Consider the following 14,652-nt stretch of genomic DNA (forward strand, 5'->3'; position numbering starts at 1 on the left):
CCGGATGCCCGCCGCGAAACAGCCGTTTCCGTGATTGAACTATCATCCCGTGTGCTGTCGTGTCAGAGCGGGAATTTGCCGGAAAGCTCCAGGGTGCCCGCGCACGTCCAGGCCGCAAGCCGCTCCTCGTCGGACGGTCCGCCGTCCAGCGGGCTGGTCAGCCGGGGCCTGCGTACCCAGCAACCCGCTTCCTCGGCGATCAGCGCCCCCGCCGAAAAGTCGTGCTCGTTGAGGCCCCGCTCACCAAAGGCGTCATGCGTGCCGTCTGCCACCAGGCACAGGTCCAAGGCTGCGGAGCCGAGCCTCCGGATGTCCGCAAAACCCTCCATGAGACCGCCGAGGAGACTGGCTTGGTCCTCCCGCGTGGCGGGGTCGTAACTGAAGCCCGTGGCGAGGATCTGGCCCTGGCGCCCAATCACGGGTCCGGTGAGCTGGGTCCGGCTGCCGTTGTGTTCGAGCCAGGCACCGTGGCCCCGGGAAGCGTAATACACGCGGCCCAGCGCCGGGGCATTGACGACGCCGGCCAGCCACACGCCGTCGGCGTCGGCAACTGCCACGGACGTGGCGTAGTAGACGATGTTGCGGATGAAGTTGGTGGTCCCGTCCAGCGGGTCAATGGACCAGCGGAGACCACTCGGATCCTCGGGGCGGGTGGTGCCCTGTTCCTCGCCGGTGATGGTGTCCTGCGGACGGGCGGACCGGATGGCATCCCGGACCGCTTTCTCCGCCGCAACGTCGAAGGCGGTGACCCAGTCCCCCGCGGCGCTCCTGTTGCTGATGTCAGCCAGGGCTGAGTCCTGGCGGGTGGACAGGACCGCTGCGCCGGCCGCAGCCGCTGCCTTGGCCACCTCAAGCAGCTCTTTCACGTCCTGGCTCATTCGGCTGCGTTCCCGTCCAGGCCGGCGGAGGCTTCCTCGGAATCACCGGCGGCACCGTCAGTGTCCCCGTCGCCGTGGGCGCCGCCGCGAGCGCCGTTCTGCCCGTTTGCCAGCAGTTCCCGGAATCCGTCCTCGTCGAGCACGGGCACGCCCAGCTGTTCCGCCTTGTCCAGTTTGGTCCCGGCGTTTTCGCCGGCGACGAGGTAGCTGGTGTTCTTGGACACCGAACCTGCCGCCTTGCCGCCGCGCACCAGGATGGCTTCCTTGGCCTCGTCGCGGCTGAAGCCTTCCAGCGTCCCCGTGACCACGATGGTCAGCCCTTCGAGGGTGCGCGGCGTGGATTCATCCCGCTCATCCTCCATGCGCACGCCGGCTGCCGCCCAGCGGTCGATGATCTCGACATGCCAGTCCTCGGCAAACCATTCCTTGAGCGCCGCGGCGATGGTGGGGCCTACACCGTCAACTCCCGCCAGTTCTTCTTCCGAGGCCTGCCGGATGGCGTCCATGGAGCCGAAGTGGTTGGCCAGGGCACGGGATGCGCGCGGGCCGACGTGCCTGATGGACAGGGCCACCAACACGCGCCACAGCGGCTGGGTCTTGGCCTTTTCGAGTTCCTTGAAGAGTTTCTCGGTGGTTGCGGTGGGCCTGGACGGGGACTTGGCCGTGCCCTTGCTGTAGAAGTAGGGCACGAGCTCGTACTCCCCCGTGCCGACACCCTTGGAGCGCTTTTCGCGCCGGATCCTCACCGGGGCGAGATCCTCCGGAGTCAGGTCGAAAAGGGCGGCTTCAGTGGTGAGCGGCGGGACTTCCGGCTCCGCCGGCTGGGTGAGGGCGATGGCGGCCTCCCAGCCCAGCGCTTCGATGTCGAATCCTCCCCGGCCGGCGAGGTGGAAAACCCGCTCGCGGAGCTGGGACGGGCAGGACCGGGCGTTGGGGCAGCGGATGTCCACGTCCCCTTCCTTCCCGGGCGCAAGCGGCGTGCCGCAGGACGGGCATTCCGTGGGCATGACGAAGTCGCGCACCGGCGGGTGCTGCTGGTCACGCAGCGCCAGCACCGGGCCGACGATCTCGGGGATGACGTCGCCGGCCTTGCGCAGGACCACGATGTCGCCGATCTTCACGCCCTTGGCCTTGACCACGTCCTGGTTGTGCAGGGTGGCCATGCCCACGGTGGAGCCCGCCACCTTGACCGGTTCCATGATCCCGAACGGGGTGACGCGCCCGGTGCGGCCCACGTTCACCGCGATATCCAGGAGCTTCGTGTGCACTTCTTCGGGCGGGTACTTGTAGGCCACCGCCCAGCGCGGAACGCGGGTGGTGAAGCCCAGGGCACGCTGGGTGGCGAAGTCATCCACCTTCACCACAATGCCGTCGATCTCATGCAGCAGGCTGTGGCGCTTGTCCCCGTACTTGGCAATGAACTCCAAGACTTCTGCCAGGCTGCCGAGCACCTCGAAGTACGGACTGACGGGCAGGCCCCACTCCGCCAGCAGCTTGTAGGTCTCGGATTGGCTGGCGCTCGGAAGGCCGTCGCGGGCGCCGATCCCGTGGACGAACATCTTCAGCGGCCGCTTGGCGGTCTCCGCGGGGTCCTTTTGGCGCAGTGAGCCCGCCGCCGCGTTCCGGGGGTTGGCCAGCGGGGCCTTTCCGGCCTCGATGAGCGCCTCGTTGAACTCAGCGAAGGCCTTGGAGGGTATGAACACCTCACCACGGACCTCCATCTCGGCGGGGAACCCGCTGCCGCTGAGCTGCTGCGGGATTTCCTTGATGGTGAGCACATTGTGCGTAATGTCCTCACCCGTGGTCCCGTCGCCGCGGGTGGCGGCCCGGACCAGCTTGCCGTCCCGGTACAGCAGATTGACCGCCAGGCCGTCGATCTTCAGCTCGGTCAGCCACGCCGCTGCGGGGCTTCCAATTTTGGCGATGCCCGCCTCCGCCTTGGCGATCCAGGCTTCCAGCTCCTCGAGGGAAAACACGTCCTCCAGGCTGTACATCCGCTGCAGGTGTTCGACGGCGGCAAACGCCGCCGACACTTCGCCCCCCACTTCCTGGGTGGGCGAGTCGTTGGACACCAGCTCCGGGTGGAGTGCCTCCAGCTCCTCCAGCCGCCGGAAGAGGGCATCGAACTCCGCATCGGAGACGAGCGGCTCGTCCTCCTGGTAGTAGGCGAACCGGTACTTCCTGACGAGATCCGCCAGGTTCTGGTATTCGTCGCGGACCGACTCAGACGGAATCGCTTCCGGCTCGAGCTGGTCAACTCCGGATGCCTGGTCGGTTCCGGATGCTGCCGTTTCTGCGGGACCTGATGCTGTGCTCACAAACCTATCTTGCCTTACACCCCGGACATTGGGCCGTTTCGGAACTGTGCCCAGTGGATGGTGACAGTGCGAAACGCCGGGGCTTGAACCGTCAGGCTCACCAGTGGCCCGCGAGGCGGTTTCTTGTCCACAGGGCGAGCACGAGTACGCCGAAGCCCACCAGCAGGACCCCTCCGGTGATGACGAAGACGCTCAGGGTTCCTGCGCCGGGGCCTTGATCGTCCGTGCTGACGGCAGCAGCGTGGCTCGCCTTCGTGGGCGATTCAATGGGCTTGTTCCAATTGGACTCGGCCGTCGGGCTCGAATCCGAACGGCTCGGCGCGGCACTGGCCGTGGTGGGGACTGCCGTCGTGGGGGCGGAACTGGCGGACGGTGCCGCAGCAGCCGTCGTTTGCCCCGTGGCCTGCGCGGTCGGAGCGGGCCTTGTGGTGGGGACAGCCGGAGCCGGATCCACGGAAGGCTGGGCCGGAGCCGCCGGCTGTGTCGGTGCGGGAACTGGCGGCTTCTTTGCACGCGGTGGTGCCGGCGAAGGCTCGGCTGTCGGCGTCGGAGAACCGGTCGCGCACGGTTGTGTGGGCAGGCACAGCAGACCGGCCTGAGCGGCCCCCGCACCGCCTGCCAGCGCGGCGAAGGCCAGCGCTGTGGCAGCGAGTCCGAGCAGGAGCGCGGTCGGCAGGAAATGAGTTCTAGTCATGGGTCACCTTTGCTGCCGCGCGCAGGCCTCCCCCGCGCCGAGCATCTGTCTTGGGTATCTTCCTACAGGCCTTTTGGGACAAACAAATCACTCACTGCCGGTTTTCCGGTGGCAGTGCGATCTGAAGCTTGCGCACCTTGCCCCTGCCCACGATGTAGCCCCTGCCGGGAATGAAGTCTGAGCTGACCCGCCCCAGCGATGTGTTGAGCAGGCTGTCGCCGTCAATGTCACCCGGGTTAATCAGGAGTCCGCGCCGTCCGGACTTGAAGGGCTGGGCCAGCGACCATGCCGAGGACCAGGTGGAGGTCTCGGATTCACCCACCACCCATTGATCGGCCTTGATCGAAGCCGTGACGAGCCGCTCCACGCCCGATTCGGCGAGGGTGCCCGTGAACTCCGTAAGTCCCTCGATGAAGATGGCCAGCTTCCCCGGGTTGGCCGAGGAGTGGTCGGTCAGTGCCTCGACCGCCTCCTCGACGTCGTCGGCCCCCACCAGCGAACGGTTCCAGACCGGCAGTGATGCCACCGCGGATCTTCGCGAGGCGATGTATACGAGCTCCGTGTCGGGGTTTGAACGCCGCACCGCATAGGCAAGCGTCACGAGCGCCACGGTCCGCCCGGAGCCCGGCGGCCCGGCAAGCAGCAGCGGGCCCTTGGCCAGGAGGACCGCGGGCTGAAGCGTCTCGTCGTCGACGCCGACCACGGGCTGGTCCGCCCGCCCGGCGGGCAGGATATCCAGGTCCACCTGCTCCGGCAGCCGTTCGATCCGCGGGGCCGGCTCCACGCCCTGGCGAAGCATGGCCTCGCTGAGCTTATGGACCTCGCGGGCCTGCAGCGCAAGGTTGGAGTTGCCGCCCAGAACGGCCAGCTGTACTTCGTGGTTGCCGAGAAGGCCGCGACCGGGAGGCGAGGCCTTGCCGAGAACGTCCTTCGGGACGTCCATGCTCATGTAGTCGTCCTCTGAGGACAGCCGCAGCACCAGCCGCCGCTGGATGGAGGCAAGCAACGACGGCGGGACGGAGTTGGGCCGGTCACCGGCAACAACGAGATGGATGCCCAGGGGACGGCCGTCGGTGGCCAGCTGCAGGAAGATGTCCCACAGCCCGGACAGCCGCGTGTATTCGTAGGCCTCCCGGAATGCGGACATACCGTCCACGAGCACGAAGATGCGCTTCTCATCCGGCATGCCGGCCAGCTTCCGGTATTCCACGATCGTGGATGCCCGGACTTCGGCGAAGCGGGAGGCACGGTCCTCGGCGAGGTCGCGAAGCCAGCGCAGGAGACGGCCCACCCGCTCGGCGTCATCGCCGTCGATGATCTCGCCCACGTGAGGGAGTTCCTCGAGCATCGTCAGGCCCGCAGAACCGCTGTCGATGCCGTACACGTGCACGGGCCCGCCGCGCGGCGTCACGGCAGCCGCGATGGCGATGCCCCGCAGGGCCGCCGACTTGCCCGAGCCGCCCGTGCCGTAAATGGCCATGTTGCCGTCCCGGTCCGGCTCGTAGAAGACCGTGGGCTGGTCCTGGCGGGCAGGATCGTCGGCGACGCCCAGCAGGAGCCGCTCGTCGGTGCGCGGGTTGGGCAGCAGCGAGAAGTCGTAGGTCATGGCCAGCTCGTTCAGCCACGGCTTGCGTGGCGGTTCGATGGCCAGCATGTCCGCGGCGCGGATGACGTTGGCCGTCATCCGGGCTATGTCATTGGGCCCTGCGGATTCTTCCCTGAGGGCTGTCTCCGGCGCCGGGGTTTCCCAGGCGGGGCCGGAACCAAAGGCCATCTCCACGATGTCGATCTGCGGGCGCTGCGGCCGTTCCGTGGTCCAGCCGCCGGCATAGCCGGTCTGGAAGCCCTGGATCCGGCCCGGACCGGTCTTCGCCGCGCCGCGCCCCGGAATGGAGGGATCGAAGTAGGCGGCGTCCGGTACCCCCAGTATGTCCGTGGCGTCGTCCTCATCGGCCATGCGCAGCGCCACGCGGAGGTTGGTGTTGGCGCGCAGGCTCTCCTTGATGACACCGGCCGGGCGCTGCGTCGCGAGGATCAGGTGCAGCCCGAGCGACCGGCCCCTGGCGGCGACGTCAACCACTCCGTCCACGAACTCCGGCACCTCGGTGGCCAGGGCAGCGAACTCGTCCACCACAATCACCAGGTACGGCGGCGCGTCCGGATCGGCGTCGCGCTGCAGGGCCAGCAGGTCCTTCGCCTTCTTCCTGTTGAGCAGGCGTTCGCGGTAGTGGAGCTCAGCCCGGAGCGATGTCAACGCCCGGCGCACCAGGTGCGGGGAAAGGTCGGTGACCAGGCCCACGGTGTGCGGCAGGTGCAGGCAGTCGGCAAAGGCGGCACCGCCCTTGTAGTCCACGAACAGGAAACTGACCCGGTCCGGGCTGTAGGCAGTGGCCATGCCCAGTACCCAGGACTGCAGGAACTCGGACTTACCTGCACCGGTGGTGCCGCCCACGAGCGCATGCGGCCCTTCGTTCTTGAGGTCCAGGTACAGCGGCTCGACGCCCTTGGATCCCACGAGGGCGCGCAGTGATCCGTTGTCCTTGCGGTTCGCGACGGCGGTGGACCGGACGGAGTTGTTCTCCTGCCAGCGTTCAACCACGGCGTCGGGGTTATCCAGGAAGTCCTTGCCGATCAGCGCCGCGTACGACACGGCCCGTGGCAGGTTGGAGTCGTCCTCAAGGGGTTTCCCGGCGTCGACCACGGGCGAAAGCATGCGGGCCAGCTGGGCGGCGAGGTCGGCATCGAGGCTCTCGCAGCTGACGGGGTAGGTATGGCGCCCCAGCCTCACCTGCCCGGTGGTGGTGCCGTGTTCGCCGTCGACCTCCATGAAGTCGCGGCATGCGGCCGGAATGGCCTCGACGCCGGTGGCCACCCACAGAACGTGCACGCCGGCGTCGGGCCCGCGCTCCACCAGGCGGGTGAGCCGTCCACGGTCCACGGGGGCGTCGTCCTCGATGATGACCAGGACAGAGGGCAACACCGGGGCGGGAACATCGCCGTCGTCGCCGTGGATGCCCGGCCGGAGGGCGGGGCCCTGCGACTGCAGCGCGGCTTCGCGGGATTCCACCAGATCCTCGAGGCGTGCCAGCAGGCTCGCCCCGCTGGCCGAGCCCGTGGCCAGATGGTCGCCGGGGAGCGGGCTGTGGCTCGAGCCGACGTGCGGAAGCCACTGCAGCCAGTTCCAGCGTTCCCGCGAACGGGTGGAGGTGATGGCCGCCACGGCAACCTCGGCGGGCGAATGGAGGCCCACCAGCTGCAGCACCATGCCGCGTGCCACATCGTCCACCAGTCCCCGGGGCCCGGCCAGGCCGAACGCACCGGAGGAGCGCAGCTGCGACACCACGGGAACGCCCTCAATCTCCCGGAACTGCTGGAGGCATTCCTGGATTTCGAGCCGGAACTCCGCCTCGGTCTCCGCGGTGTTCGGTTCCTCGAGCGGGATCCGCGACGGAGCCGTCCCCAGCCCGAAGCGAAGGCCGAGGAAGCCCGGGTGCTCAGGACGGTGGGTCCAGAGCAGCGGGCCGAGCTTGTAAATCGAGTCCACGGTGTCGCTGACCGACGGGGCCTCCTGCAGCCGGACCGCCCGCTCCACCTGCTGCAGGGCGGTGAGCTCCTGCCGGAACGCGGCCATGGACTCCCGGTACTCCTTGAGCTGTTCCTTACGTTCCCGCTGGCTCTGCAGTTTCTGGTCCACGTAGTGCCCGACGACGAACAGCGGCATCATCAGCACGAAAAGCATCGAGAGCAGGCTCTGCGTCACGGCGAACAGGACGGCCCCCATCATCAGCGGGGCAATCAGCATGATGTAGGGGAACGCGTGGTGGTCCGGACGTTTTGGTCCGGCCGGCGGGATCCGCCGCGCGGGTGCGAACCGGGGCACCACCCGCGGCGAACGGTTGAAATCCACCAGGGGCGACGTCGGTGCTGCCGCGCCGCTGCGGGCCAGCGGCACCACAGTAATCTCTGTGTCCCCGAGCGTCACCGTGTCCGAGGAGCTGAGCGTGGCCCGGGTGATGGGCAGCCCGCCCATCTGCAGTCCGTTGGCAGAGTTCGTGTCGACGATCTCGACGCTCTCGCCCACGCTGATGCGTGCGTGCCGCTTCGAGGTGAGAGGGTCCGTGAGCCGGATATCGGCGTCCCGGTCCCGGCCGATGTAACTGGCGCCCGACGGCAACGAAAACTCGCGCCCGACGTCGGGTCCGGACAGTACGCGGAGGGTGGCGGCGGCGGGGCCGCGGCCGGCCCCCTGGCCGCCGGCCCCCGGGATACCGAACTGGTCGCTGACCTGCGTCAGGGATACCACTGATCCGGGCCGCAGTCCCGATTCCAGCAGGTGGTCCCCGCGGTTAAGCACCAGGCCGCGCATGCCGCCGGCCACGAACGCCTCGTCGATGCGGAGGGAGAGGTTCGGCGGGGCCGGGTCGTTCCGCCGCCCCGGGTCGGCGGTCCAGAGTTCCCTCGCGATGTCGGCCACTGTGGCCAGACCATCCACGGTGACGGCGAGGTCTTTGGCTTCGGCGGGATCACGGCGCAGCGTCAGGCGGATTTTCATCCTTCGTCGACCCCTCTCATCTTTTCAATCAGGTACAGGTCAGCGGGGGTTACCAGGTGCGAGGTAACGGCGTGCTCCACAAGGCGGGCACGCCGGTTGGTGGCCAGTTTGCCGCCCCCTCCCCTGAGGCCGGCCACGCCGACGCGGTCCAGCTTGTCGCACACGTTGTCCAGCTTCCGGTTGAACCGGGTGAGTGCCCAGCCAAGGGTCTTGGCGGCGGCCGCGGACGACGGTATGGCGCTGAATCCGATGCCTTCCCTGCGCAGCATGGGCTCGGCGAGCGCGACGATGAGTGCCTTCTGGGAGTCAGTGAACACCACCGGGCCGATGGTCGTGTCGCCGGCCGTGTCATCCCCGCGGGTCTCCTGCCGGAACGCGGGCGTTTTCACGTGGACGCTGAATTCGTAGGTGGTGGGACCGGCCGTAAAGATGATGTTGGTGTGGCTGAAGACCAGGGGCAACCGGGCGCCCGGCGACAGCCAGGCCTGCATGCCGCCGGAGGCGTCGGCCACCGTGGCCGAGAGCATGCTGCCGACGTTGCTGAGCCACCAGATGCCGTCGTACCTGGCAATCTCGAGAAAGCGGCGGTGGAGGTACGGGTTGTCGTCCACCTCCAGGTCCCCTTCACGGCCGATGCTGAAGACGTCGTCGTCCGATGGCTCGTACCACTCCCCGCAGAAATCCACCGCAAGATCTCCCATTTTTCCGTGTCTCCTCATTAGCTGTTCAGGCTGTGGTAGCCGGGGGCCCGGCGTCAGACGCACGCAATGGAGTCCTCACCCGCCGGCGATGCCGAGCCGTCATTGCGCACGATGATCACCTGCACACATGTGGGTTCACCGGGATTGGCGCTGACGTCGACGCTCCGCGTGGCGGTTGACAGGTAGTTCCCGCCGCCTTTGACGGTCTTGATCCGCCACTTGTACATGTCACCCTGTTTCGGCTGCGGGTTGGTCCAGGTGAACCGCACCTTGCCGCCGGCCCTGGCACTGCCCGTGAGCTTGGCGACGTCCGGCACGGAGCCGTCGTCCAGGGCGTCGGCCGGCGGCTTGCTGGGCTGCTCACTCGGCAGGGCCTGGGGCGGTGGGGTGGCTGACGCGACAATGATGCCCACCACACTGGCCAGCGCCAGGAGCGTTCCGCCTGCGATGGCCAGCCAGAGGTTCCGTTTCCCGTGGTCCTCCGTGGATTCCGGGTCTTCCGGTCCTTCTGCCTGCCGGGTCCGGCTGCTCCGGAGGACAGTGGCACCCGCCCAGTCGCCCTGGTCCGGTTCCGCAGGCGGAAACCCTGCGGTCTGTGGGACCGCCTGTGGCGCCGGAGCCGGGGCCTGCTGCCCCTGCGGCATCCCATTCAGCGGCGTCACGCCGGCCAGGGGCCAGGTCCGTGACGGAAAGGTCGGGCCGCTCCCGGTTTTCTCGGGGTCGATGGAGGCAACGTTGCGGACCCGGGTCTCCTCCACGCCATCGTCGGAGTGGTCGTCCTCCGGGTGGCGCTCCTCCAGGACTTCGAACGGTGTGACCGAGAGGTTCAGCTCCGCCTGGATGCGCTGCAGTGCGAGGGCGAAGGCGTGGGCCGACGAATAGCGGGACGTCGCTGATTTTGCCATCGCCGTTGCCAGTGCGAGCTCAAGCGATTCGGGCACGTCAGCCCTGCCCAGGCGCGGCAGGGGCATGCTGGTGATCCGCGAGATCAGTTCGCGCTGGGAGTTGTCCGCGCCGGGCAGGACAAACGGGGACCGTCCGGCCAGCAGCGTGTACAGGGTTGCGCCGAGCGCCCACACATCCACCAGGACGCCGTCGACGTTTCCGTCGCGGAACTGTTCGGGCGGGGACCACGGTATGGACATCCCCGCATCTTCGTCCGCGTCACCGCCGAGCGTGCCGGAGATGCCGAAGTCCGTCAGCGCGGGACGGTTGTAGTCGGTGACCAGGATATTGGCGGGCTTGATGTCGCGGTGCGCAATGCCGGCCCGGTGGGCGGTCTCGACGGCGGAGGCCACCTGGATGCCGATGGCCAGGACCTCGTCGACGCTGAAGCGCTGCCGCCGGTACCGGACGTCCAGGCTGGGCCGCGAACAGTATTCCATGGCGAGGTAGGAGTGCCCGTCCTCGGTGACCTCGGCTTCGAAGATGGTCACGATGAAAGGGTGCGAGGACAGCTGGGCCATGAGGTTGGCCTCGGACTCGAACCTGCGCCGGGCGCCCTCCGTCTTGAGGCCGGACAGCAGGACCTTCACGGCCACCTTGCGGCGTGGACGGTCCTGTTCATAAAGGTAGACGTCGGAGAACCCGCCCGATCCGAGCAGGCTGACGTACGTGAAACCGGGGATGTAGGGCGGCGGGGCTGGCGGCCGCTTGGAACTCAAAGAATCTCCTCAAAACGCAACGAGACGTCGTCGCCAAGTTCTGCGATGTCCCCGTCCAGGACGATCGCCATTTCATTCTGGGCCAGGCGACGCGGCGGCTGGCCCTCGCGGACCAGCACAGTGCCGTTGGTCGCCTTGAGGTCGCACAGCATCACATGCCAGCCCTCGAGCCGGACCTCGATGTGGGACCGTGAGATGTCGCCGCCGGGGCTGGCCACCTGGACCAGCCGCGGCATGGCACCGCCCTGCACCCTGGAAACGGACGGCTGCCGGCCAATGACAAGTGACTCATCGAGTCCGATCACTTCACCGGTGGAGAGCCGCACCTGCCCCAACCGGGGACGGGGCACCTGCACACCGACGTCGGGAAGCGGCGCACCGCATGTGGAACACTGCCCGTTGGTGGGCGGGTTCGCGTGGCCTGCCGCGCACACCCTGGCCAGAACCAGCGGACCGGCGCCCAGCGGACCGCCGCCCGGCGCTGCCCCCGACGCGGTTTGTGGCTGGGCGGACGCAGCCCTGAGCTCACTCTTGAGAACCGTCTGGCCGTCGTGGTCGCCGTCGGCGGGAGTTGCCGGCGCCTCCGGATGGACCGGTTCGGGCTGCAGCTTGTCCGCGGCCGTTTCGGGGCGGGCGGACATTGGGGTGAACGACGGCGGCGCAGGCGGACGCTGCCCGCTGTCGCTGCGGGTGGCCCACGGCACGGAATCGATCAGCCCTCCCGCCGCGGCGTTTCCCGCCGGGCCGGCCTCCGGGTACTTGGTAGGGGGTGACTGGATCTCCGGTGACTGGGTCTCCGGTGACTGGGTCTCCGGTGACTGGGTTTCCGCTGACGGGCTTTCCGGTGGCAGGATTTCGTCTGGCCCGGTTTCCGGGGCACCCGCATCCGGAGCCTCAGCGGCATCGGGAATGTGAGGAGCACCGTGTGATGCGGCTGCAGCCTCCGGAAGGTCTTCATCAGCGCCTTCACCGGTCCGCACAGCGGCACCCTCGATGCTGCGCACCACGGTCTTGTCCCACAGATGGTCGTATGAACCGGTGAGTTCTCTGGCCGGCTGGAGCACCTCCGCGGATCTGCCGTCCTCTTCCAACGCCAGCTCGTCCGGCTGCGGCTCGTCCGGCACCACAGCATCCACGCGCGTCTGATCGAATACGGTCTCATCAGACACCGTCTCATCAGACTCTGCCTGCCCGGACACCGTCTCATCAGACACCGCCTGGTAGGACGTCTCATCAGACACCGCCTCGCCGGCCACGGCCGGTTCCGGGCCTGCGGCCGCTTCGACGGTTGCCACCGGCAGTGCCGCCATGGTTTCCGACGACGCTTCCACCGCCGCCAACGTCACTGCCGCGGCTCCGGCACCGCCACCGGCTCCTGTTCCGTCCCCGGCCATGGCGAGCCGCAGGGCCTGGAGAAGGAACACGCCCTCGCCAACTGGCAGTTCGAGGGCGGGCAGCTCAGGGGCCGTGGATGACCGAAGGCCCGCCTGACCCCCTGGCGCGCCGGGGATGGTCAGGCTGAACCACTCCGGAGAGTCCAGCCACCGCTCCGTCCATGTGGTGACATTTCGGCCGTCGAGCGCCACCATGCCGCCCTCCAGGTGAACCGTCAGGTCGAGGTCGCCGCGGAGGAAGACCCGCAGTGACTCGCGGAAGCCGATGATGCCGAACTGGGGACAGCGGGACAGCGGCGCCCCCAGACCGCCCGTCACCGCGTGCAGTACCTCGTGTACCTCCGGCTGGCCTTGCAGCAGGCCCCAGACTTTCCGGACGAGGGCAGGTTCCGACTCCGGGCCCAAAATAACTGCCGTCCCCGACCGGAGGATCCCGAACCAGCTGCCCGGAGCGTAACTAGCTGCGGTCATTCACTTTCCCCGTTTCCCGGGTGGCGCGGCAGCGTGTCCTCGTCCTCCGCTTCGGCCGCGGTCCTCGGTGTGGTGGAGACGCCGTCCTCGTTCAGGACATTCCGGGCATCGACGACAATCACCGTAACGTTGTCGCGGCCGCCGCTCCTCAGCGCAGCTTGGATCAGCTGGTCCACGGCTTCCTGGGGGTCCGGGAACGTGGCGAGGATGTCAAGCATCTGGTCGTCCGTGAGTTCGCCGTTGAGGCCGTCGGAGCAGACCATGATGCGGTCGCCCTCCTCGATGGGAAGCAGCCAGTAGTCAGCTTCCGTCTCGTCGCCCGTGCCCAGCGCCCGGGTGACGACATGGCGGCGGGGATGGACGGTGGCCTGTTCCGCGGTAATTTCTCCGGTGTCCACCATCTCCTGTACTTCCGAATGGTCCACGCTGACCTGCTCGAGCCTGCCCTGGCTCAGCCGGTATGTCCGGGAGTCACCGATGTTCATGACAAGCCAGTACGGGATGCCCATCTGTTCCACCACCACCACGCCGGTCAGCGTGGTGCCCGCCCGGGATCCTGTGGCGGTGCGGATGGAGTCGTCCGCGATGGCAAGGTACTGCTGCACCACAGAGGCTGTGGCTGTCCGCTCTCCGGTGGCCAGCTGCGGAAGTGTTGCCAGGGCACGCACGCACATGCCGCTGGCGACTTCGCCGGCCTCATGGCCTCCCATTCCGTCCGCGACGGCGAATACAGGGTCGGACGCAATGAAGGAGTCCTCGTTGAGCTCGCGGCGAAGGCCGCGGTCCGTTCCGTAGCCGTAGCTCAGGTGGAGGGCTGGCTTGCTGCCGGCCGATTCGGTGCGCGCCGCCTGCTGTGAGTTCATGCCTGTCCTACGTTGAAGGTGCGGTCCCCGAAATGAACGGTGGTTCCGGGGCTGACAAATGATGGGACGCCGGGCACTAACGCAGTGCGTAAGCCGTCCGGTGTGGTGATAGCGCTGCCGTTGGTCGAGTTGCGGTCGGTGACCCATACACCGGCGCCGTCGGTGAGCAGGTGCAGGTGCGTCTTTGAAATGGTCCGTCCTGGATCCGGGACGGCCAGCAGCTGTGCCTGGGACTCTCCGGCACCGGCGGCGGGATTGCGCCCGACCAGCACGCTGCGCTCCAAACGGAAGTCGCGGCCGTCGTCGAGCCTTATACGAAGCACGGCCACAGGCGGTGCCTCCTGCCGGGAACCGCGCAACTGCGTGCTGTCGAGGGCATCGTCAGGGTGGCCGGCATCCGGCGGGCCGGAGTTCGGCTGACCGGGCCCGGGCCGGTGTGCGGCGCCGGCCGCCACGGCTACGGGTGAAGTGACCTGCCGGACAGGAGGGAGGTCCAGCGGGGCGAAGCTGTACGGCCCCTGGATGCCGCCAGTCGTCACTGGGTTGCGTCCGGCATGCACGTCAAACACGAGCGTTTTGGCGGCCCGGTCCTGCCAACCCTGGAGCCCGCCGTCCTTGTCCCAGGAGTTGGAGACGACGACCAGGACGGCCCATGCGGCCCCCGCCAGGGCGAGCGGGCCGAGGATCAACGGGGCGGCATCGAACCACTTGAAAATCACCACGACGAGGGCAGCCGCAACGGCCAGCAGCACACCGGCGCCGGTGACAGCTCCGCGCAGGATGACGGCGCCCGTCCCCGGGGCGTACCCGTCCTTGTCTGTAGTGCGGATGCCCATGGCCCGGCTGCCAATGGTGCTGCCGGAACGGCCCTCAAGGCTGGCGAGGACAGCAATATAGATAAGGGTCAGGCTCACCGCGATGCCTCCCAGCAGGGCCAGCGTTCCGGTGTCGTAGACGATGAAGCCGCCGCTGCGGGAACTTGTCACGCTGGCGAAGCCGAGGGAAAAAAGAACCACGAGGACCACGGCCGGGGCAAGCCAGTCAAGCACCGCGGCGCCGAGGCGCTTTCCGGGCGCCGCCGGGACCAGCTCCAGTTTCGTTCCCATGTCCGTTCCTT

Annotated in this window: 9 protein-coding genes; all 9 read right to left on the bottom strand. The window is 68.1% G+C overall.

Annotated features, from left to right (window positions below; all coding sequences use genetic code 11):
* Positions 1–62: 62 nt before the first annotated feature.
* The gene (locus ACIP90_RS06845; RefSeq protein ID WP_400577978.1) at positions 63–878 is read right to left on the bottom strand and encodes an inositol monophosphatase family protein; all 816 of its coding nucleotides are present in this window, start codon (positions 876–878) and stop codon (positions 63–65) included.
* Positions 875–3,112 carry an NAD-dependent DNA ligase LigA gene (gene ligA, locus ACIP90_RS06850; protein ID WP_400578313.1) on the bottom strand — a complete coding sequence of 746 codons (2,238 nt, stop codon included), beginning with the start codon at positions 3,110–3,112 and terminating at the stop codon, positions 875–877. The genes ACIP90_RS06845 and ligA overlap by 4 nt, the downstream gene beginning before the upstream one ends.
* Positions 3,113–3,293: 181 nt before the next feature.
* Positions 3,294–3,890 (bottom strand): hypothetical protein, encoded by a 597-nt coding sequence (locus ACIP90_RS06855; protein ID WP_400577979.1) that lies wholly within the window; start codon positions 3,888–3,890, stop codon positions 3,294–3,296.
* A 91-nt stretch (positions 3,891–3,981) separates the two neighbouring features.
* Positions 3,982–8,442, bottom strand: coding sequence for an FtsK/SpoIIIE domain-containing protein (locus ACIP90_RS06860; protein ID WP_400577981.1), 4,461 nt, complete (start codon positions 8,440–8,442; stop codon positions 3,982–3,984).
* Positions 8,439–9,143, bottom strand: a complete 705-nt coding sequence (locus ACIP90_RS06865) for a hypothetical protein (RefSeq protein WP_400577982.1) — start codon at positions 9,141–9,143, stop codon at positions 8,439–8,441. The genes ACIP90_RS06860 and ACIP90_RS06865 overlap by 4 nt, the downstream gene beginning before the upstream one ends.
* Before the next feature lie 53 nt (positions 9,144–9,196).
* On the bottom strand, positions 9,197–10,807 hold the full coding sequence (locus tag ACIP90_RS06870; RefSeq protein WP_400577985.1) for a serine/threonine-protein kinase: 1,611 nt from the start codon (positions 10,805–10,807) through the stop codon (positions 9,197–9,199).
* Positions 10,804–12,672, bottom strand: a complete 1,869-nt coding sequence (locus ACIP90_RS06875) for a hypothetical protein (RefSeq protein ID WP_400577987.1) — start codon at positions 12,670–12,672, stop codon at positions 10,804–10,806. Before ACIP90_RS06875 ends, ACIP90_RS06870 begins: the two co-directional genes overlap by 4 nt.
* Positions 12,669–13,535 (bottom strand): PP2C family protein-serine/threonine phosphatase, encoded by an 867-nt coding sequence (locus ACIP90_RS06880; protein WP_400577989.1) that lies wholly within the window; start codon positions 13,533–13,535, stop codon positions 12,669–12,671. The genes ACIP90_RS06875 and ACIP90_RS06880 overlap by 4 nt, the downstream gene beginning before the upstream one ends.
* Positions 13,532–14,641, bottom strand: a complete 1,110-nt coding sequence (locus tag ACIP90_RS06885) for an RDD family protein (RefSeq protein ID WP_400577990.1) — start codon at positions 14,639–14,641, stop codon at positions 13,532–13,534. The genes ACIP90_RS06880 and ACIP90_RS06885 overlap by 4 nt, the downstream gene beginning before the upstream one ends.
* Positions 14,642–14,652: the final 11 nt, after the last annotated feature.

This window comes from Arthrobacter sp. NPDC093139 (assembly GCF_044754165.1).
Classification (GTDB): domain Bacteria; phylum Actinomycetota; class Actinomycetes; order Actinomycetales; family Micrococcaceae; genus Arthrobacter.